The organism is Saprospiraceae bacterium (assembly GCA_016709995.1).
Classification (GTDB): Bacteria; Bacteroidota; Bacteroidia; order Chitinophagales; family Saprospiraceae; genus JADJLQ01.
In genome coordinates this window covers 136,234-157,946 of sequence record JADJLQ010000002.1, presented here as the reverse complement: position 1 = coordinate 157,946, position 21,713 = coordinate 136,234, and the positions used below count along the sequence as shown (strand labels likewise).

Genomic DNA, 21,713 nt, shown 5'->3' with positions numbered 1-21,713 from the left:
ATTTATTTCATGGGAGCCCCCAGAAGCATCGCATTTCACACGTTAGGTTGTAAACTCAACTTCTCGGAGAGTTCGACCTTGAGCAATCTTTGCGAAAAGGAGGGTTATCATGTGACCGACTTTGATCAGCCGGCAGATATCTATGTGATCAATACCTGCAGTGTCACGGAGCAAGCGGACAAAAAATGTCGCTACGCGATACGCCAGGCCTTACAACTGGCACCCGATGCCAAGATCATCGTCACGGGTTGTTATGCTCAGCTCAAACCTCAGGAGATTGTCGATATCCCCGGAGTATCTCTGGTATTGGGAGCCGGGGAAAAGTTTAGAATCACCGAATATCTTGATGCACTTTCAGAGGGCAATGGCCTGGCACCAATGCAAGCTGGAGCTATCCAGGAGGTCAAGACTTTTAGTTCGTCTTATTCTTTTGGTGACAGGACACGATCGTTTCTCAAAGTGCAGGATGGATGCGATTATAAATGTTCTTTTTGTACGATTCCGCTGGCGAGGGGCAAAAGCAGGAGCGACACCATCGAAAACGCCCTCGCCAAAGCGCAGGAAATTGCTACACTTGGCACCAAAGAAATCGTACTCACCGGTATCAACCTGGGCGATTTTGGCAATGGCACCGAAGTGATCGAGGGGACCAAACCTAAGAAAGAAGCCTTATTTATCGATCTTGCCAGAGTACTGGATCGAGCGCTTGACATCCCAAGGATCCGTATCTCCTCCATCGAGCCAAATCTTTGCACCGATGAGATCATAAACTTTGTCGCTGACTCCTCGCGATTTATGCCCCACTTTCATATGCCCCTGCAGAGTGGCAGCAATCTGATCCTTCGATCGATGCAGCGCAGGTATAAAAAAGAAATCTACTCAGCCAGGGTAGAGCACATTAAAAATCGAATGCCATATGCTTGTATAGGAGTAGATGTGATCGTAGGTTTTCCGGGCGAGACCGATGCAGCTTTTCAAGAGACTTATGATTTTTTGCATCAATTGGAGGTGTCTTATTTTCACGTATTTACTTATTCTGAAAGACCTAATACAGCAGCAGTAAAAATACCTGGTACGGTCCCTATGCATATACGTAGAGAGCGGAATGAGATCCTGCGCACCCTCAGCGAAAAGAAAAAACATCATTTTTATCGCGAGCATTTAAATACGACGAGACAGGTTTTGGTAGAGCATGATGGCGATGCGGATCATTGGGCTGGCTTTACAGACAATTATATCCGGGTACAGGTGCCAAAGTCTATGGCCAAACCCAACGAATTGGTCAGCGTCTGTCTGTCCTCTTTTAATGAGCTGGGTGAAGTGGAGGCCACAGAACCACCAAAGAATAAAGTAGATATAGAAAATCTTAACTCCTTAGCGACTTTGAGTTAATAACAGGAAGGTCTGTAATTCAAGTAATTTTCTTATTCTTGGCATTCTTAAGCCATTAATTTTTTTACCATGAAACGACGCGATTTTCTCCAATCTACTTCTATGGCAGGGGCTGGGCTTATCCTTGCACCCGGGCAGAGGTCAGCTCCATCTTATTCTAACCCCGATCAGGCTTTTCAGCTGAGGTATAGGCAGGTTCATCTCGACTTTCACACCTCCGAACTGATAGAAGATATTGCCTCCCAATTTGACCCAACGGAGTTTGCCCAGACACTAAAAAAGTCCTATGTCGATTCGGTCACTGTATTTGGGCGATGCCATCATGGTATGATCTATTATGATACTGATTTGTACCCGGAGCGCCGGCACCCTTATCTGCGGCGCAATCTGCTCAAGGAACAAATCGAGGCCTGTCACAGACTCAATATCAGGACCCCAATCTATCTGACGGTACAATGGGATCACTTCTCCGCCAATCAACATCCGGAGTGGATCCTGATCGATGATCATGGCAAAAGGGTCGGCACAGAACCTTACCAACCGGGTTTTTACAGAGAGATGGATGTGGACTCGCCATACCGGGATTTTCTAAAAAGTCATATTGCTGAGTTATTTGAAAAGGTACCCGTAGATGGGTTATTTCTCGATATTGTACGACCAAGAGAAAGTTCGGCACCCCACTATATCCAGGGGATGCTCCGCAAAAAATTGGACCCCACCAACCCTGAGCATCGGCTATTATATGCTACCAATTTGATGGAAGAATTCAGGCATGACCTTTCGACCTTTATCCGCAAGCTTGACAAAAACTGTTCTATTTTCTATAACGGGGGACACATCTCCCCGGACATCCGCAATACGCTGACTGATTATTCTCACCTCGAACTGGAGTCCCTGCCCAGTGGTGGCTGGGGCTATATGCACTTCCCTTTGACAGGTCGTTATGCAAGGACTTTAGGGACTGACCTCTTGGGCATGACCGGGAAGTTTCATACTTCGTGGGGAGATTTTCACTCCTTAAAAAATCTGCCGGCGCTGCAATATGAATGCTTTACCATGCTGGCCCTGAATGCCAAATGCTCTATCGGTGATCAGCTTCATCCTAAGGGTAAACTGGATCGGGCCACCTATGATTTGATCGGCAAGGTATACGAAGAAGTAGCTCGTAAAGAAGCCTGGTGTAAATACGCAAAACCTGTAGTGGAGATTGGGGTCTTTAGCCCAGAAGCTTCCGACAGATCAGCAGGTCGTGTGCCGGATGCTGCGATGGGGGTTGTGCGCATGTTGCAGGAAGGTCGCTACCAATTTGATGTGATAGATGCGACCTCAGACTGGACCTATTATAAACTCCTGATCATGCCGGATATCATAGAAGTAGACGAAGGATTAAAGGCCAAACTGGAACGTTTCGTAGCCAGCGGCGGTGCTCTTATCGCCAGTCATAAATCAGGATTAAAGCCCAACGAGATGGAATTTGCATCCGGGATCTTTGGCGTGGAAGCAGTCGGCGAGGCACCGTACAGCCCGGATTTTATTCAATGTCAGGGGGCTATTAGCAAAGGACTACCTGAGACAGAGCTGGTTATGTACCTGCAGGGACTCGAAGTAAAAGCCACTGATGGGGCTGTGTTAGCCAATGCTACTATACCCTATTTTAATCGAACTTATCAGCACTTCGTATCCCACCGGCACACACCGTCTACCAACCAGGTTGGTTATCCTGCCATAGTACAAAAAGGCAAGGTCATTTATTTTATGCATCCCATTTTTACTCAATATGGACAGAATGCACCATTATGGTGTAAAAAACTGGTGTTGAACGCGGTAGAATCATTATTGCCCGATGCATTGATCAAAGTAGAAGGGCCCTCGACCATTCTGACAGCACTCAATGAACAGAAAAAATCTAATCGCCTCATAGTACATCTGCTGCATTATATCGCCGAACGCAGAGGAAAGGCCTTTGATGTCATCGAAGAGGTAATACCACTATATAATTTAAAAGTAGAAATATCAACTAATCAAAGAATCAAAAAAGTACTGGCTGTACCAGAAGGCACACCAATACCTTTTAAGCAGACAAGTAATAAACTAGGTTTTGTGTTACCTAAATTGGGCGGTCACCAAATGATAGAGCTAACGTATTGATATTTTTGGATTTATAATTGGACAATCCGTATTTTGGTGTTTGAACAAATCGTATAGCGGCATCTTTCATCCAGCAGTCCTTATTCACTATCGTCGCTATTTTCTATGCAATACGGGCATAAGTGGCTATAAATCATAGGGCGCCCGCCAGGAGATCCTTACCCACTTGATGCCACGGTACCCATTTTATCAAAACTAGCAGATGATGCTGGATGACTACTGAGGAAGAGGCCATCACCAAATACACAAGCCCCAAAAGAAGAGATTGGTGTAATGAAAGATTACTTTTATAATGTAGGGTACATAAGACAAAACTTATTTGGAAATGCCCCGGAGCACGGATTTGAGCTGAATATGAATTAATATTAAGTATTTTGCCATAATAAAAGCTATTTATGATATAGTAGCTCAAACAAATGAATATAAAAATCATCAATAGGCTGAGCCTGCTCAAGGAAAGGGAGGATTTTGCAGTAGTGCAGGTCAACATCAAAAAAAATTCACTGGCAGAAGGCACCAATCTCTGGATTTTGTTTTTTGCTATTTTGATTGCCTGCCTTGGCCTCAATATCAATTCTTCTGCCGTGGTGATAGGAGCTATGTTGATCTCTCCCCTGATCGGGCCGATCGTAGGCATAGGGTTTGGCGTGGCGATCAATGACCTCAAATTGCTAAAGACCGCTTTTACCAGTTATATTTTTGCGACAACCGTAGGCCTCATAGCTTCTACGATCTATTTTTTAATCTCCCCCATGCATGCCGCGCATTCTGAGATCCTGGCCAGGACGACACCTTCAATTTATGATGTAATGATCGCTTCGTTTGGTGGTTTTGCCGGAATTATAGCCATGACAAGTAAGCAGAAAGGCAATGTCATCCCCGGGGTGGCTATTGCTACAGCCCTCATGCCACCTCTATGTACTGCCGGATATGGTTTGGCTACTGCACAGTTTAATTATTTCCTGGGAGCTTTTTATCTCTATATCATCAATAGTGTATTCATATTCGCAGCGACGATCGTCATCACCAACCTGATGAAGTTTCCCTCAAAAAAATACGATGATCCGAAACTGGAAATCAAAGAAAAAAGAATCACCTGGATCATCATCTTTCTCACCCTGGTACCCAGTATTTACCTGGGGTATAACCTAATTCAAAAGCTTCGATTTACAGAGAAAGCGGAAAAGTTTATCACAGCGGAAGCCATTTTTAAAAATGATTATTTACTCAAAAAAGAGATCAATCCGGGAAGGAAATCCATGATACTCACCTATGGTGGAAGAGAAATATCGAAGGAAGAAAAAGATAATGTCCGAAAAAAGTTGAAATATTATGACCTGGATAGCATTTCACTTCAGATCAACAATGGTTTTTATTTTGAAAATGATGACAAAAACCTTACGCAATTAAATCAAACAACGGAACAATTAAGCCAAATCGGAGTCGCCTTAAATCAAAGTGCGGAAGAAAACCAGGTGCTCAAAGCGACCCTGGACAGTATCCAACATCAATATGACCTGGGCGCAAAATTGTATAAAGAATTAAAAATATTATACCCCGATCTGGGCGAGGCAGTCATCCAGCCTGCTACGATCCTACAAGATACCGTGGATGCCCGGCAAGTCGTGTACTTGGTCGCCCTGACCTTAAACAAAGATCCGGGCAAGACCGAAAGAGATAAGCTGGAATCATGGCTAAAAACAAGGATCGGCGATGAACGATTTGCTCTGCAGATATATATTAAACCTCAATAAGATTGTAGATGAATTTTTCAAACATTCTAATATTAAACAGGCAATGACGAAGTTTTTGAAAAAAAAATGTTGGTTAGTTTTCTTTGTTTTCTACTTCAATTTATTCCAGGGATTGCAGGGGCAGGTATACCACCATATAACAGATGCAGGAGCATGGTGCTGGTTTTCTGATCCCCGGGCGATTTATCTTCATGGCAAAGAAACATCGGTGCTGACCGGTTGGGTAAAAGAAGATGGAAGCATCGAAGCTGCACGAATTAATCTTAAAACCAAGGAAATTCAAAAACAAATTCTTTTTAATCAATTAGAAAAAGATGATCACGATAATCCTGCCTTTCTTGAACTTGCAGATAAAGGATACATGGCGTTTTATGCCAAACATGGGCGTGGAGATCTTTATTATCATCGAAATTCAGAAAAAGAGGATCAACTATTTGGAGAGGTTACCATTTTTGATCCCATTGGTAAAGAGGAGCTTGAAAAATTTCCCCGAAGGCAGGTCACTTATGCCAATCCTGTACAATTATCAAATGAAAACAATAGGATATATTGTTTCGGAAGGTGGACTGGATACAAGCCGAACATGATGTGGTCAGAAGACAATGGAAAAACGTTTACTAAATCAAAAGTATTTATTGCAGAAGAAGGTTTTAGAAACGCCAACAGGCCCTATGTAAAATATTATTCCGATGGCAAATCACGCATCCATTTTATTTTTACGGATGGGCACCCGAGAGATGAACCGGTTAACTCTGTGTATTATGCCTATTATGAGCAAGGTGCTTTTTGGCGAGCTGATGGGACTAAAATATGTAATCTTCAGGACATACCATTTAAACCCAAAGATGCTACTGTAGTATATCAGGCTACAATGGAAACAGGCAGAGCCTGGGTGCATGATATAGTGGCAGACAAAAAGGGTCACCCTACCATACTTTATACCAGATACCCTACAGAACAAGAACATATTTATAGTTATGCTCAATTTGATGGGAAGCAGTGGCACAATCATTTTATATGTAATTCGGGTAGCTGGTTTCCACAGACCAAGCCGGGTGAAGAAGAAAAGGAACCCAATTATTCGGCAGGATTGATATTGCACCCCCTACACCTTAATACCGTCTATCTGTCAAGAAAAATAAATGGGATATTTGAAATCGAAAAATGGGTTACGAAAAATCATGGCCAGGACTGGACATCGACGACGATCACGGCTAATTCAAAATACGATAATGTGAGACCATTTATTCCAAGGAATATGAGGAGAAAAGATAAAACAATGTTATTGTGGATGGTTAATGAAAAATATATTCATTATACCGATTATAAGACCAGTATTAATTTTATTATAGAATAGTTTAATTTGACACTCAATAGGTCGGATGCCGGATTATATTTTCCACTTTATCTTTGAAGCGTAGTCCCCTGCCACCCCCTGTCACTCAATTCGTTTTGTTGCTTATCTTTGCAGCTCAAACTAATGCCAGATCATCCAAGGAGGAACTCATCACAAAATAATTCCTCTACGATATTCCGTATAAAGTTTATGCAATGATTAAGTCCCAGAAGATAAAGAAGACCATACTATTTATTGTAGTCGTATCCTACCTGTTGCCTGGTTTTTCAGTGGCTCAGTCTGCCATGCCGGATAGTCTCCTGGCAGAGGTCACCCTATCCAATGCTATCACCTATGCCATCCGCAGACAACCGGCCATCCAGCAAGCCCAGTTGAATGAAGAAATCACCTCAGCGCGCATACTCAGCAAACTGGCAGACTGGTACCCTCAGGTAAACTTCAATTTTAATCTTCAGCACAATTTTATCGTCAATAAAGCAGTCATCGGAGGCAATATCATCAAGCTGGGAGCCAGCAATACTTCTGCCGGTCAGTTTACGGCCACCCAAAACATCTTTAACAGGGATGCTTTACTCGCCAAAAGAACACAGGGTGATGTCCTGCTGCAATCCAAACAGGCCACCAGCAGTGACAAGATCAACCTGGCAGCCGGCGTATCCAAAGCATTTTATGATGTATTGCTGACCATGCAACAAATTAAAGTGGCGGAGTCCAATATAGTCAGGATCGAAAGAAGCCTTAAAGATGCACAGCATCAATATGAAGCCGGTATCGTTGACAAGATCGATTACAAACGGGCGACCATCACCCTCAACAATCTGCAGGCTTCCAAAAAAAGCAATGAAGATCTGCTGCTGGCCAAACTCACCTGGTTAAAATCCTTGATGAACTATCCGGAAAATTCTGATCTCCACATCCTCTATGACAGCTTGCAAATGGAGCAGGAAATCCTGCTCGATACCACCCAGGCGCCGGATTATACCAACCGCATTGAATATCAACAGCTGCAAACCCAAAAAAGGCTGTTGACGACCAATGTACTCTATAATAAATGGAGTTTTCTACCAACCCTCTCAGCCAATGCGGCTTTTAATCTGAACTTTCAGAACAATAATTTTGGCGAGTTGTATGGAGCGGTCTATCCCAATTCTTATCTCGGACTGACCCTGGGGCTACCCTTGTATCAGGGTGGAAAAAGGAAAACCAATATCACCATTGCGGAAATGCAATTGCACAGCAATGATCTGGATATACTCTATTTCAAAAATGCAGTCAATGCGGCTTATGCGCAAGCGTTGGCAGTCTACAAAAGTCATTTGACTAATTACCTTGCACTCAAAGAAAATGTAACGCTGGCAAAAGAAGTTTACGACATCATTCAGCTACAATACAGGTCTGGTATTAAAACGTATCTCGAAGTGATCACCTCCGAGGCAGATCTGCGTACTGCTCAGATCAATTATTTTAATGCAGTCTACCAATTGCTGACCAGTAAAATAGATGTACAGAAAGCTCTTGGTCAAATCAATTATTAATTCAAACAAATCGAATCATTCCGAAATAAAACGCATGAAAATTATTCACTCCCACCGATCGGCTTTGCTCTTCTTACTTTTGTCTTTTAGTATCCTGAGCAGTTGTAAGGAAAATAAGCAAGCTGCTTCTGGCCCACCACCGCCACCACCTGCAATCAAGGTAACCGTCGAACCGGTGCAATATGCCAGGGCCTCTTATTTTGATGAATATCCGGCTACCGTCAACCCACTCAACCAGGTCGATCTGAGACCCCAGGTCAGTGGATTTATCACAGGAGTGCACTTTAAAGACGGCGATAGGGTGCGCAAGGGCCAACTGTTGTACTCTATAGACAATCAACTGTATGCAGCCAACTATCAACAGGCCGTTGCTAACCTGGAAGTGCAGCAAGCCAATCTAAACAAAGTGCAGAAAGATGCTGACCGGTATCATGAATTAGCCCAAAACGATGCCATTGCCCGACAAGTTGTGGACAATGCCGATGCAGCCCTGGAAGTCTCGAAGAAACAAATAGAAGCGGCGAAAGCCAATATCCAGGCACTCCAGACTAATGTGAATTATACTAAAGTGTTGGCTCCATTTGATGGCGTGATTGGTATCTCAAGCGTGAAGTCGGGTACGGCAGTCACTGCCGGCCAATCCATGCTCAATACAGTCTCGTCTGATCAGGAGATGGCCGTGGACTTCAATATTGACCAAAAAGAAATCTATCGGTTTGCAAAATTATTGCAGGACAAGACTAAAATCGTGGACTCTGTATTTACTCTTGCATTTGGAGAAGAAGTATACCCCTATCCAGGACATATTAATTTACTGGACAGAGCGGTCAACCCCCAGACGGGAACACTTAAAGCACGGCTCACCTTCCCCAATCCCAAAAAACTGCTGATAGCCGGTATGAATGGGACTGTACGCGTCAAAAATAATCACACAGAAAACTCCATCCTTATTCCCAACAAAGCGATCACAGAGCAATTGGGTGAATACTTTGTATATATACCCAATGACAGCAATAAAGTGACCCAGCGTAAAATTATACCAGGCCGTCAAATAGGCAAAGACATTATCATCCTAAATGGTTTAAACCCGGAAGACCGCGTGGTGGTAGAAGGGGTACAAAATCTCCGCGAAGGAGCAGCCATTACCACGACCCTACCCAAACCACCTGCTGCTGATACGATGACCAGAAAATAAAATTCTCCAATAAAACTTCCATCACCGGGTTTAAAAAAGCAAGAATAATAATGATTGCAGATACTTTCATCAAAAGACCAGTCACCGCCATCGTCATATCGATCGTACTGGTGTTGGTAGGACTGATCGCCATTTATTTGCTGCCGGTGTCTCAGTATCCGGACATCACCCCTCCTACGGTGACGATCTCCGGGTTTTTTACCGGGGCAGATGCACAGACGGTGGAGCAAACTACGACGACGGCCATCGAAACCCAGGTCAATGGCACACCGGGTATGACCTATATGTCCAGCAATAGTACTTCCAGTGGCCAAAGTTCGATCAATGTCAATTTTGAAATCGGTACCGATGTCAACAATGCAGCAGTCGAAGTGCAAAACCGGGTGAGTATCGCCCAGCCCAGCTTACCGGATGCCGTCAGGCGCCTGGGCCTCACGGTACGAAAACGCAATCCAAGCATCATGGTTGCCCTGGCTTTTTATTCGCCCAACGGTACACATGATGCCACTTTCATCGGCAACTATGCCAATATCTATGTCAAAGATGCCCTACAGCGGGTCAAAGGGGTAGGAGATATCGTTTCGCGTGCAGATGATTTTGGGATGCGGATCTGGCTGGACCCGGAGAAACTGGCCAATTTGGGCATGGCGACGACCGATATTCTGTCTTCACTGACGGAGCAAAACCTCCAAGTCGCAGGTGGTACTGTCGGCGGCAACCCACAGCCCGCTGCTCAGGCATTTGAATACAGCGTATTGACCAATAGCAGGATTAATACCAAAGAGCAGTTTGAAAATATCATCGTTAAAACCGTACCTGCTACCGGAACGTTGGTTTATCTCAAAGATGTAGCCCGGGTAGAATTGGGACGGTTTGATTATAGTACCAATGCTTATACGGATGGAAAACCGGCAGCTTTTATTCTGATTTACCTCGCACCGGGAGCTAATGCGATTGCCACGTTCGATGGGATCCTGAAGACTTTAGGTGAATTAAAAAAGTCATTTCCCAAAGACATCGATTATAAGATGCCACTGGAGACTGTCACTGTCGTCAAAGCTTCTATCAAAGAAGTATTGCATACCTTATTTATAGCCTTGCTCCTGGTGATCTTTGTGGTATTCCTGTTTTTGCAGAGCTGGAGAGCTACGCTCATTCCGATCCTGGCGATTCCGGTATCCTTGATTGGTACGTTTATATTTTTCATTCCGTTTGGATTTACTATCAATACCCTCACGTTATTTGCCTTCGTGCTGGCGATAGGAATCGTGGTAGACGATGCCATCGTCGTGGTAGAAGCAGTACAGCACTATATAGACCACGAAAAAATATCCCCGCTCGAGGCGACCCAAAAGGCCATGAAAGATATCTCCGGTCCGGTGATAGCTATCGCCCTGATCCTGACAGCCGTTTTTGTGCCGGTCGGATTTTTACCGGGCATCGTCGGACGCTTGTATCAGCAGTTTGCAATTACGATCGCCATATCTGTGGTGATCTCAGCCTTTGTAGCCCTTTCGCTTACACCGGCGCTATGCTCGACGATGCTGAGACCATCCAAAGGTGAAAATGAGAAGAAGAATATATTGGAAAAATTCTTCGCTTTTTTTAACCGGGGATTTAATTGGGTCAATCGCAACTATACCAAAGGAGTAGGACGCTGGATCAAACTCACACCCCTGGTATTGATCATGATGATCTGTTTGTTTGTAGGCTTGTATTATATGTTCCAGCATAAGCCTACCGGGTTTATCCCATCAGAGGATGAAGGAAGATTGTATGTCACCTATGAAATGCAGGAAGGAGCATCCACCACCCGCAACAAAACCATGCTGCTCGATATTCAGCAAAGACTGAGGTCGATCCCCGGGGTTAAAACTGTAGGGGGTCTTGCCGGACTCAACATTATCAGTTTTTCTAACAAGTCCAATGTAGGTACCATCTTCGTCCTGCTCAAGCCCTGGGAGGAAAGGATCACCCCGGACCTCCAGGTAAAAAACATAGTAGCTCAGATTCAGAAAAACACTTCGGATATCAAAGAAGCCCGAATCCTGGTCAATAGCCCTCCCGCTATACCCGGGCTGGGTGCTACTGCAGGCTTTACATTTGAATTGCAACAAACCACCAGTACCGACGATATCAAAGAGTTTGAAGCTGTGTCCAAAAAATTTCTGGCAGGCCTGTATCAGCGGCCTGAGATCGGTACAGCATTTACCTTTTTTTCCACCAAGACTCCAAGTTACCAGGTAGATGTGGATAAAGAAAAAGCCAAACGGCTGGGCGTAGCTGTCAATGATGTCTTCGGCACCCTGTCGACTCTCCTGGGCAGCAGTTATGTCAATGATTTTAATCTGTATGGCCGCAATTTCAGGGTAGTGGCACAAGCGGACAGTACCTATCGCTCTTCTATCAATGAATTGGAGAAATATTATGTGCGCAACAACCAGGGAGGCATGGTACCATTGGGATCGCTGGTCTCCACCAAGGTGATCGAAAGTCCATCTCTGATCTCTCACTACAATATATATAGGTCTATTGAGATCAATGGGTTACCCAAGCCGGGTTACAGCAGCGGGCAAGCGATTACGGCCCTGCAGGAAGTAGCAGCAAAAACATTGCCGGATGGCTACGGGTATGAGTTTTCCGGCCTGAGCCGGGAGGAGGTCAAAGCCGGCAACAGTTCCGTATTCATCTTTTCGATCTCCATTATCTTTGTGTTTTTATTTCTCGCAGCTTTATACGAAAGCTGGTCTATTCCGTTTTCTGTCTTGTTTGCAGTACCGATCGGTGCATTTGGATCGATCCTTACACTCACGCTCATCCCGAGTATCAGCAACAATATCTATGCACAGATCGGGTTAATCACCCTGATTGGATTGGCAGCCAAAAACGCGATCCTGATCGTAGAGTTTGCCAAAGAGCGCGTGGACCGGGGCATTGACATCATTGACGCTACACTCCAGGCAGTCGACCTGAGGCTGAGGCCGATCATCATGACTTCCCTGGCATTTATCCTGGGAGTATTGCCCCTGGCATTTGCTACTGGTGCGGCATCCGAATCCCGCAGGACCATAGGCTGGACGGTATTTGGAGGTATGCTTTCCGCTACGACCCTGGCCATTTTTGTTGTACCAGTATTGTTTGTACTGATTACCAAGATTTCTTACGGTAAAAAACTGCAGCGACTAAAAAAAGAAAAAGTGGCTGCAGATGCGATGGATAGGATCATGACAGAAGGCGGGTAATCCGGCATTGCGAGGACGCTGGAATGATATAATTAGGAACTGCTGCGAAAGTCAGGCAAGCCTTTTAGTTTTAAGAGTATATCATATTACAGAGCAAAAGATCCCTATGGGACTTGTGGACTTTTTTTCTCTGACATCGTGTGATGGGTCTGTCTGGTCAATGGGATAAACCTGATGAACTATTCAGAACACTAGTTCTATTCGGGACCTTTTGGTTATTTAAAGATCTTCCTCTGCATTATTTCCGTGGACCATTCAAATCATAGCAATTGAAAAAACGCCAGATTTCCAAGGAGGCATTGATATCATAATTAGTGCCTTTGACATTAAAGGCGGATCCGGGCCAGGTATGATCGCCCCCAAAGATTTTAAAATGTTCTACAGGAGCTGCCCCCCGATAGATATAATGGTCCACGGTGGTGGAGTCTGTCAGGTTGATATCAGGCATATGGGTGATGATGGGGATAGAGTCACATCCGTTATGATGAACCCAATATTGCAAACCTTTCATAATGGGAGTAGCTGTAGGATCACCACCATAGGGTACTACCTGGTCAGCCGTACCATGTATGTGTAACACAGGCACGGGTCGGATCGGATTACAATCCCTATAAGTCTCCGGCGTCATCGAACCAGACACAGAAGCAATCGCCGCTAATCTGGCACTGAGCCGGCAAGCCAGGTGATAACTCATCTCTCCACCATTGGACATACCGGTTACATAGATCCGTTTGCAGTCAATCTTATACTGAGAAGTCATATAATCTATCAGCCCATCGATGAATCCAAGGTCATCGACCGTGCTGCCGGGTGTCCACCCACCGGTATTCCAGTGAGTAGTGTCCTTGTATTTTGTACCCTGTGGATGGACTAAAATGATATCAGCCGTGTCAGCTATCCTGCGAAAATCACCATACCACATTTGTTCTTTAGCATTGCTGGTATATCCATGCAGATTGATCAGCAGTGGAACCAATTTAATCGCAGAGTATACTTTGGGAATATAAATGGTAAAATCTCTGGAAATGCCCCCGTGCTGGATCGACGAATTAATTGTTTTTCCGGAATAACAGCCTATCGCGGAAGACATCATCAAAAGACAAAACAGCGGAAAAATTAATTTTTTCATACTTTATCTTATTAGATCTCATGGGAAAGGATATTATTTTTCGAAACTATTAGCAATCGTCAAGGCGGCATCCTCATATCCCGGGCCATAGATGATCAAAGCATAAAAATTAGTTGCACTTTCCGGATCCAGAAGACCGACGACGATCGTAGTAACTCCATCTTTTTCGGCGATGATATAACCACCTTCAAAACCATTGAGCTCTAACTCGACCAGCGCAGCACCGCGATACCCCAGCGACTTGACCAGCTTTTTTACTTCGGCATTTAGTGTCTCTTTGGTCAGTTGATCATCTTCCCAGGGAAATATTGCCAGGTGCAATAGATCATTGTCCAGTTTGGCTCCAAACTCATCTGCTGAGTTGACCGTAACCTTCATATTGGAAGGAACTGAAAAATTCAGGCCGTAGGTATCCCAGGACCAATCCTCAAAAGCCTGGGCACTGACCCGTGCATAAGAAGTGATAAAAAAGAGAATCATAAAAGCAAAGCTGGTCTTTTTCATATAGGTATTTGTATTGGTGAGACGCAAAGCTAATCTTTTGCCATATTCGGGCTGAAAAATTATTTTTCCCTTTTAAAGTAAATGATAATTTTATCGAGTTAATGGATAACACTGGATGAAACAAGGCTATAAAAAATAAAAATGGACTATTTACAAAAAATAATTGGAGACTTCGAAATACATTCAGTAGAAGGAATTAATGAATGTTTTGAAAACGGCATTGACCCTAATCAGTTGTATAAAGGCAAGCCTCTGATTTATGAAATGATCAATATGTATTTACGCAGCTCTAAATTTAAGGACTGTATAAAAGCTTTTGTAGACCATGGTTTACAGTTCGAAGACAAAGCATTGTTGGCTGTTTTACTTGATGACGCATCGTTGCTGGACACATTTATTATTGAAGACAAAGAATTATTATTAAAAAAATACTCATTAGACTGCACTTTTACACCGCTTTTTGAAGCAACCCTTCTCCATATTTGCGCGGAGTACAATCATTTATCGTGTGCAAAAATGCTTGTACAACACGGAGCAGACATTAATGCAAAAGCAGGAATGGATAGCAATGGTTTCGGAGGGCAGACACCTATATTCCACTCCGTAAATCAACATGCGAATAACTCCATAGAGGTTATGAAACTTCTTGTAACTCAAAATGCTGATCTGGCCATAACGGTTAAAGGACTTATTTGGGGAAAGGGTTACGAATGGGAAACATTTATTCCTTCTGTTAACCCAATCAGTTATGCAATGATGGGCTTGTTGAGACAGTTTCAACGAACGGAGCGACAGATTTATGAAGTAGTATCCATCTTACTAAAAACTGAGTATGGAATAGAATTTTTTCCAGCAAATGTGCCAAATAAATATTTAAGCTCTTCATGTTTTGATATATGAGTTAATTGGTTGGTAATTAATATTTATTTATTGACTATCAATAAATATTTGTTATATTTGCAGTTATAATTCTAAATCTTAAACAAAAATGTCAAATAGCAACAACTTCGTACTTAAAGGCCTAAAGATTGTTACGTGGGTCATTTTCATTGGCTTATGCATTGAAGCCGGAGGCTTGATAGTCAACTTTATTTTCAGTCTTTTCAATCCTGAATTTGCGCATAACCTGTATCAAAAATTAGACTTAAGCGAAATGCATAGTCGCAGCAGATGGGCTTTTTATGGAATGTATAGTTTTATTTTAGTCATTTCCATTTTGAAAGCAGTGCTGTTTTATGTGGTCATCCAACTTATAACCAGGTTTGATTTGGCAAAACCATTCAACAGTTTTGTTTCGAATCAAATAGCAGAAATAAGCTTCTACACTTTATCCATAGGTCTCCTAAGTTACCTGGCTCGACAAACAGCTAAAAATTTACTGCATCGTGGATATGAAATCAACCAACTAGATCAGTTTTGGGAAGACAGTCGGGCCTATATTTTGATGGCTGCTATTGTATATGTCATTGCGACTATTTTCAAAAAGGGACTAGAAATTCAAAATGAAAACGAATTAACTGTTTAAGGTATGCCTATCATTGTGAATTTAGATGTGATGATGGCGAAACGAAAAATTTCTCTGAATGAACTTTCAGAGAGAGTAGACTTAACCTTATCAAATCTTTCCATCTTAAAGACTGGAAAGGCAAAGGCAATCCGTTTTAGTACATTAGAAGCGATTTGTAAAGCATTAGAATGTCAACCAGGGGACATACTAGAATTTGTCAACGACATGAAAAAGGTGACCGACGCCTGACACGAGGTCAGCAAATGGCCCTTAAACCGATTATGACCTCAAAGAGGAAAAAATTGGACCTAATTGTTTTGATGAATCAAAAACGCCCTTTCATTCAAGAACATTAAAAAATAATATCAATGAAATCCTTTTTCGCCCTGATCCTTTTGTGGAGTATTTGTATTAACTGTAATAATCTACCGGCAGAGCACCTTACAGTTGCCGGCGAGGGTTCTTTAAAGACCGGAGCTGAACAAACAGATAAGTATTTGCCTTATCTAAGTGGAAAACGGGTAGCCCTGCTTGCTAACAAAACTGCTATCATAGGAAAAACTCATTTGGTGGACAGCTTGAAAACACTCGGAATTAATATTGTCAAGGTGTTCGGGCCGGAGCATGGTTTTAGGGGAAACGCCAGTGCCGGTACTGCAGTGCCCGACGAAACGGATGTGGCCACAGGAATACCGGTGATCTCCTTGTACGGCAAAAAAAACAAACCCACCAAAGAGGAACTGGCTGATGTGGACATCATGATATATGACCTGCAGGATGTCGGCTGTCGTTTCTATACCAATATCAATGCCCTGGCTCGCCTGATGGAAGCCTGTTATGAAAGCAACAAAGAATTACTCATCCTGGACAGGCCCAATCCCAATGGTTACCTGGTGGACGGCCCGATACTCGATATGACCTATAAATCCGGTATCGGCATGTTTCCTATCCCCATATCCCATGGCCTGACGGTGGGTGAATTTGCTCAAATGGCCAATGGTGAGGGGTGGTTGACAGGCAAAGTAAAATGCAAGCTGCGCATAATTAAGGTAGCCAACTACGACCATGATATGCCCTATACGTTGCCGGTGCCTCCATCGCCCAATTTAAATACACAGCAAGCGGTCTTACTGTATCCTTCTACCTGTTTATTTGAAGGTACTTACCTCAATCACGGACGCGGCACATATTACCCCTTTACGGTCATTGGAAGTCCGGAGCTAAAAGGTCGGTATGATTTCACGTTTACACCCACCGGCATCAAAGGCATGGCAGAAACTCCGTTGTTCATGAACCAGGTGTGTTACGGCCTGGACCTGCGCCAGTATGATGTAGACCTGTTACGAAAAAAGAAACAGATCAACCTGCAATGGATGATGGAACTGTACAAGGCGTCACCCAACAAAGAAAAATTCTTTGACTCCAAACTAAGCAATCAAATGGGCGTGATAGAAAGACTCGCCGGCACTGCATTATTCAGACAACAGATTATAGGGGGCAAATCCGAAAAAGAAATTCGTGAGAGCTGGGAACCCGGCTTGGGCGAGTATAAAGTGATGCGAAAAAAATATTTGCTTTACCCTTAAAGAAGTAGTTGTAAAGTCAGTCATATGGGCATGACATCTTGATCAATTCCGCTGAAGCTGTCCCTACCTTTTTTGCGAAGCTCTACGATTTAAAAATCCAACAGCTCCGAAAAAATATAGATTAAGCAAATTTATCTACCAATACTTGAAGTCTCATTTCGATTAAAAATCGACCGAATAAATAAAGAGTACAGATTGGAATAGAGAACCAAGTTTTCTATTACTATTGAGTTGCTTAAAAGATAACTGGGGAATTGAGCATGATTCCATCCACGTAATTTCAACTGGCGTCGTCAAAGAAATAAACATAAAAATCCCTATATCTTAATCCCTTTCTCTAACTTGTAGATCTATGCACAAAACACTAATCATTACCATACTATTCATCTCATCCAATCTTGCAGCCCAATCACCAAAAGTATCCACTGCCCAAGGATCAGTCATCGGCTATACCGAAAGTGGTATCAATATTTTCAAAGCCATACCCTTTGCTTCACCACCAGTCGGTCCTTTACGCTGGAAGGCACCTCAGGATCCAGTCCCCTGGACTGGCGACAAGGTATGTACTGAGTTTTCTGCCAGTCCCATGCAGCGAGAGCCAAAACCATTCTCTTGCTGGACAGAAGAATTCATCGCCCCTCCGAGCCCACTCAGTGAAGACTGCCTCTACCTCAATGTCTGGACCAAACCGGATGGCAAAAAGAAACCTGTCGTCGTGTGGATCTATGGCGGAGGCTTTAATTCCGGTTCAGCAGCTTGTGCGGTCTATGAGGGAAAGTATTATGCGCAGCAGGGTATCGTATTTGTAGGCATCAACTATCGGGTCAATATATTTGGATTTTTTGCCCACCCGGAGCTGACTGCAACGAGCGGAGGCAAAGGAGATGCTAATTTTGGTTTGCTGGATCAGCTGCAGAGCCTCAAGTGGGTGCATCAGAATATTGCAGCCTTTGGCGGAGATCCTGATAATGTGACCATTATGGGTCAGTCAGCCGGTTCGTTTTCTGTGCATGCGCTGGTGGCCTCTCCCCTGGCGAAAGGATTGTTCCACAAAGCAATTGGGCACAGTGGGGGAATCCTGGGTAGCAACCGCGGCGTCAGTCTGGCTATGGCAGAAGCCAATGGAACCAAACTGGTGTCACAATTGGGTGCCGGTTCGATTGAAGACCTCAGAGCCATACCGGCAGAAGAGCTTTTAGCCAGTGCGGGCAAGTTTAATCCCCCCTACAGCCCGGTGCTGGATGGATATTTTTTGCCAACCAATATTGAATCATATTATGCCGCTGACTTACACAATGATGTTCCCGTGCTGACTGGCTGGGTGACTGGTGATGGGGCGCTTTCGGGCAATACGCAGACCCAGCCTCAGGACTTCAAACAACAGATTAAAAAAAACTATCCACAACAGGCTGCCCAATTATTAAAACTCTTTCCCGCCGACAATGCTACCGTGGCTACGGCATCTAACAGTAAAATGCGCAGGTTAAGTTTTGGGGCTGTACCGGCTATCACCTGGGCTCAATACAACCGATCGCCAGTCTATGTGTATGAATTCGATCATGTGCCGGCACCCAAACCGGATTTTCCGGATTATGGCGCTTTTCATACGGCGGATGTGCCTTTTGCCTTACATACCCTGGATACCTGGCAGCGTCCCTGGAGAGCTACTGATCTTAGTATGGAAAAAATGATGAGCCAGTACTGGATTAATTTTATCAAAACGGGATCACCTAATGGCAAGGGGCTCACCCAATGGCATGCTTATGAGTCAAAAAACAAATCTGTGATGCAGCTCAAACTAAACGGAAAACTAGTGAAGGGCATGTACCAGGCAGAGTTGGCAGCCATGAAGAGTGAGTAGCAGAAGTCGGTCTTCAATTTTAATAAGGAGGAATTCAAAGGTCAATGCTACTAAAAAAAAATATGGTTCTCTGATCAATCGTCAGAAGGAGTCGTATAATTTCCAAAAAGTCTCATCCATTCTGGCCGAATATGGTTTTGTAACAATAAAACTAAATGACGATTGGCAAGGTGCAGATTTTATAGCTCAGCATATCGATGGAAATACTTTTTGGGTATCATCCTGGCATGATCGCCGCAAATATTCCTGGTAGTATCATTATGAGCGTTAATCAAAAATATTGGCCTTAGAGGGTCGTGAGTATAGGGTAATAGGTCAGTTTGGGAATATGTATAAAATTTGGCAGATTTGTAAGCTGCACATAAGGCATTTTGGATAAAGACATTGGATATAGCGCATTTTAAAACGACAACAGAAATAATAAATTAAACGACAAAAATATGAAGCTGAAATTTTTCATTTTAACATTTTTTCTCCTCTTTGCGAGAGGTTGTGACTTCTATTCGACAAGACTGTGGTTTTTTGACGATCCTACGGGTGAACAAAATCCTTTATACAGATTTTTTGGAACTGGGTGGACAGGTTTAATCATTGTTAACTTAATCATTGTTGGACTTATTTTATACGCATTCTACTACTACACGTTTAAATATACTACTGCAAAGGTAAAAGCTAAACCAAGCAGGCTGATTGACTTTATTTCAGAATTATATTTTAACGAAAAAGGACATTTTTTTGAGATTTTTTATAAGACGCCTAAAAATAAAAAGACATTATTAGCCCATTCAGGTTATATATTAGTTAGGGTTGTGATTTTTGTAAGTTTTTTGGCGACTATTCATAATCTTTGCCAATTCTATAATATCCCAATTTACAATTCTTTCAGAGAGTTAGTTGTAAGGCCTCTTTATGTAATTTATGGACTAATGATACTTTCGTTTTTTTATTTTGCTTATAGACTTTGGAGTAAAGAATATAACCTGACTATTAAATATTTTGACAGATTTGAATCAATAGATTAACTTAAAACATCATCTTTGCAATAGGTTAAATACTCGATAGCTGAAGACCGACTCTGTAGAATTATTTAATTTAACCGTAATCATGCATTAGAATGCAATGATTACCTGCTTCGGATCCCGACGATGAATGTCGGGATGCTGACAAAATCGTCAGTCAGCTGATGAAATTATTTTCCTATTGGGAAAATAAATTTATCAGGGTTAAACTGCCGATGATGAATATCGGCATCCTGATTGTAAACATCAGTGACCCGACCTGAGAAAAATGCCCGCCTGACTCTTTAATTAAAAATAAAAAGTCGGGCAGGCATCTAAAAAGTGTTTCTATTACATTGCGTTTGAACCGCATTTTTCCCAGCGTCGGCTCCTACGAGTGACTGATGATTCTATCAGCATCACGATATTTATCGTCGTGATCTGATACGACAATAGGAGTCATCAGACCCTTCGGGCAATCCATGCCTAATGCATGGATTGGGTTTAAAATATTTATCTTCTGTGAGTTGGAAGAACAATAAAAATGGAAAAACTAAGTAATAAGCAGATTGAACAATTCATTGAATTTGGCTTTGTCAAAATAAAGAATGCTTTTTCTCAAGAAATAGCGGATACCTGTCGTACCATTTTATGGAAAGCGATACAAGTGTCGCCTGATGATCCGGAGACATGGACACAACCTGTGATTCGGATTGGGGAGATAGGCTTAGAGCCGTTTAAACAAGCTGCGAATACTACAATTTTACACAAGGCATTCAATCAATTAGCCTTTGACAATTGGGTACCACGTATGAGTTTGGGTACTTTTCCGATAAGGTTCCCTGGTAAAGAAGAAGCTGGCGATACTGGATGGCATGTGGATGCCAGTTTTCCCGGGGAAGATTCAAATAATTACCTTGAATGGCGAATAAATATTCATAGTAGAGGAAGAGCACTATTAATGTTGTTTCTGTTTTCAAATACAACAGAGAAGGATGCTCCAACCAGGATAAAGGCAGGGTCCCACTTAGATGTTGCCAAGCTACTTCAACACGAAGGGGAAGCAGGACTAAGCTTTATGGAATTGGCTGATAAGCTACAGCATCTGCCACTACGAAAAGAAATAACTGCTACAGGAATTGCAGGTACAGTTTATTTATGTCATCCTTTTTTAGTTCATGCTGCACAACAACATAGAGGAACAGAACCTAAATTTATGGCTCAACCCAACTTATTATCTAAAAGAGATTTCAACATAAATCAGCCATTAGAATTGAGGTGTCCAATAGAAAAAGCCATTATCAAAGGAATTGAAAATTAAACACGACCGTCAAGATCAGTTACAATGATTAAATCGGTTAAACGACTGTATCAATCTTTGGATCAATTAAATTCACTTCGCATTCTTCCTAATAGACATATATGACCTTTAGTATTAGACTATCTCATTGTTATCCAATGGTATCCCAATTTTTTAAAACTTCCGAATACTAGCTATTATCGAT

16 protein-coding genes are annotated in these 21,713 nt (G+C 42.8%); 14 read left to right on the top strand and 2 right to left on the bottom strand.

Annotated features, from left to right (window positions below):
• Nucleotides 1-9 precede the first annotated feature (9 nt).
• From mtaB to IPJ09_15055, 7 genes are all read left to right on the top strand, one after another.
• Entirely contained in the window at nt 10-1,392 is a 1,383-nt protein-coding gene (gene mtaB, locus IPJ09_15085) for a tRNA (N(6)-L-threonylcarbamoyladenosine(37)-C(2))-methylthiotransferase MtaB (protein ID MBK7372733.1), read from the top strand.
• 102 nt (nt 1,393-1,494) lie between these two features.
• On the top strand, nt 1,495-3,540 hold the full coding sequence (locus IPJ09_15080) for a beta-galactosidase trimerization domain-containing protein (protein ID MBK7372732.1): 2,046 nt from the start codon (nt 1,495-1,497) through the stop codon (nt 3,538-3,540).
• A 416-nt stretch (nt 3,541-3,956) separates the two neighbouring features.
• Nucleotides 3,957-5,294: a DUF389 domain-containing protein gene (locus tag IPJ09_15075; GenBank protein ID MBK7372731.1), complete on the top strand. Its 1,338-nt coding sequence runs from the start codon at nt 3,957-3,959 to the stop codon at nt 5,292-5,294.
• A 43-nt stretch (nt 5,295-5,337) separates the two neighbouring features.
• The gene (locus IPJ09_15070; GenBank protein MBK7372730.1) at nt 5,338-6,651 is read left to right on the top strand and encodes a BNR-4 repeat-containing protein; all 1,314 of its coding nucleotides are present in this window, start codon (nt 5,338-5,340) and stop codon (nt 6,649-6,651) included.
• Between the two features lie 194 nt (nt 6,652-6,845).
• Nucleotides 6,846-8,186, top strand: a complete 1,341-nt coding sequence (locus tag IPJ09_15065; GenBank protein ID MBK7372729.1) for a TolC family protein — start codon at nt 6,846-6,848, stop codon at nt 8,184-8,186.
• 34 nt (nt 8,187-8,220) lie between these two features.
• Nucleotides 8,221-9,381 carry an efflux RND transporter periplasmic adaptor subunit gene (locus IPJ09_15060; GenBank protein MBK7372728.1) on the top strand — a complete coding sequence of 387 codons (1,161 nt, stop codon included), beginning with the start codon at nt 8,221-8,223 and terminating at the stop codon, nt 9,379-9,381.
• A gap of 50 nt (nt 9,382-9,431) precedes the next feature.
• The gene (locus IPJ09_15055) at nt 9,432-12,623 is read left to right on the top strand and encodes a multidrug efflux RND transporter permease subunit (GenBank protein MBK7372727.1); all 3,192 of its coding nucleotides are present in this window, start codon (nt 9,432-9,434) and stop codon (nt 12,621-12,623) included.
• A gap of 238 nt (nt 12,624-12,861) precedes the next feature.
• Here the strand turns inward: IPJ09_15055 and IPJ09_15050 are convergent, their stop codons facing one another.
• Together IPJ09_15050 and IPJ09_15045 are read right to left on the bottom strand one after the other, a co-directional pair.
• Nucleotides 12,862-13,752, bottom strand: coding sequence for a dienelactone hydrolase family protein (locus IPJ09_15050; GenBank protein MBK7372726.1), 891 nt, complete (start codon nt 13,750-13,752; stop codon nt 12,862-12,864).
• A gap of 33 nt (nt 13,753-13,785) precedes the next feature.
• On the bottom strand, nt 13,786-14,256 hold the full coding sequence (locus IPJ09_15045; protein MBK7372725.1) for a hypothetical protein: 471 nt from the start codon (nt 14,254-14,256) through the stop codon (nt 13,786-13,788).
• A 141-nt stretch (nt 14,257-14,397) separates the two neighbouring features.
• Between IPJ09_15045 and IPJ09_15040 the strand changes: the two genes are divergently transcribed.
• The 7 genes from IPJ09_15040 (at nt 14,398) to IPJ09_15010 (ending at nt 21,529) form a co-directional block, all read left to right on the top strand.
• Nucleotides 14,398-15,156 (top strand): ankyrin repeat domain-containing protein, encoded by a 759-nt coding sequence (locus tag IPJ09_15040; GenBank protein MBK7372724.1) that lies wholly within the window; start codon nt 14,398-14,400, stop codon nt 15,154-15,156.
• 88 nt (nt 15,157-15,244) lie between these two features.
• On the top strand, nt 15,245-15,781 hold the full coding sequence (locus tag IPJ09_15035) for a DUF2975 domain-containing protein (protein ID MBK7372723.1): 537 nt from the start codon (nt 15,245-15,247) through the stop codon (nt 15,779-15,781).
• 3 nt (nt 15,782-15,784) lie between these two features.
• Entirely contained in the window at nt 15,785-16,012 is a 228-nt protein-coding gene (locus IPJ09_15030) for a helix-turn-helix transcriptional regulator (protein MBK7372722.1), read from the top strand.
• 119 nt (nt 16,013-16,131) lie between these two features.
• Nucleotides 16,132-17,349, top strand: a complete 1,218-nt coding sequence (locus IPJ09_15025) for a DUF1343 domain-containing protein (protein MBK7372721.1) — start codon at nt 16,132-16,134, stop codon at nt 17,347-17,349.
• A gap of 352 nt (nt 17,350-17,701) precedes the next feature.
• Nucleotides 17,702-19,210 carry a carboxylesterase family protein gene (locus IPJ09_15020; GenBank protein MBK7372720.1) on the top strand — a complete coding sequence of 503 codons (1,509 nt, stop codon included), beginning with the start codon at nt 17,702-17,704 and terminating at the stop codon, nt 19,208-19,210.
• Nucleotides 19,211-19,650: 440 nt separating this feature from the next.
• Nucleotides 19,651-20,232 (top strand): hypothetical protein, encoded by a 582-nt coding sequence (locus IPJ09_15015; GenBank protein ID MBK7372719.1) that lies wholly within the window; start codon nt 19,651-19,653, stop codon nt 20,230-20,232.
• Between the two features lie 520 nt (nt 20,233-20,752).
• Nucleotides 20,753-21,529 carry a phytanoyl-CoA dioxygenase family protein gene (locus tag IPJ09_15010; protein ID MBK7372718.1) on the top strand — a complete coding sequence of 259 codons (777 nt, stop codon included), beginning with the start codon at nt 20,753-20,755 and terminating at the stop codon, nt 21,527-21,529.
• The last annotated feature ends 184 nt before the right edge of the window (nt 21,530-21,713 follow it).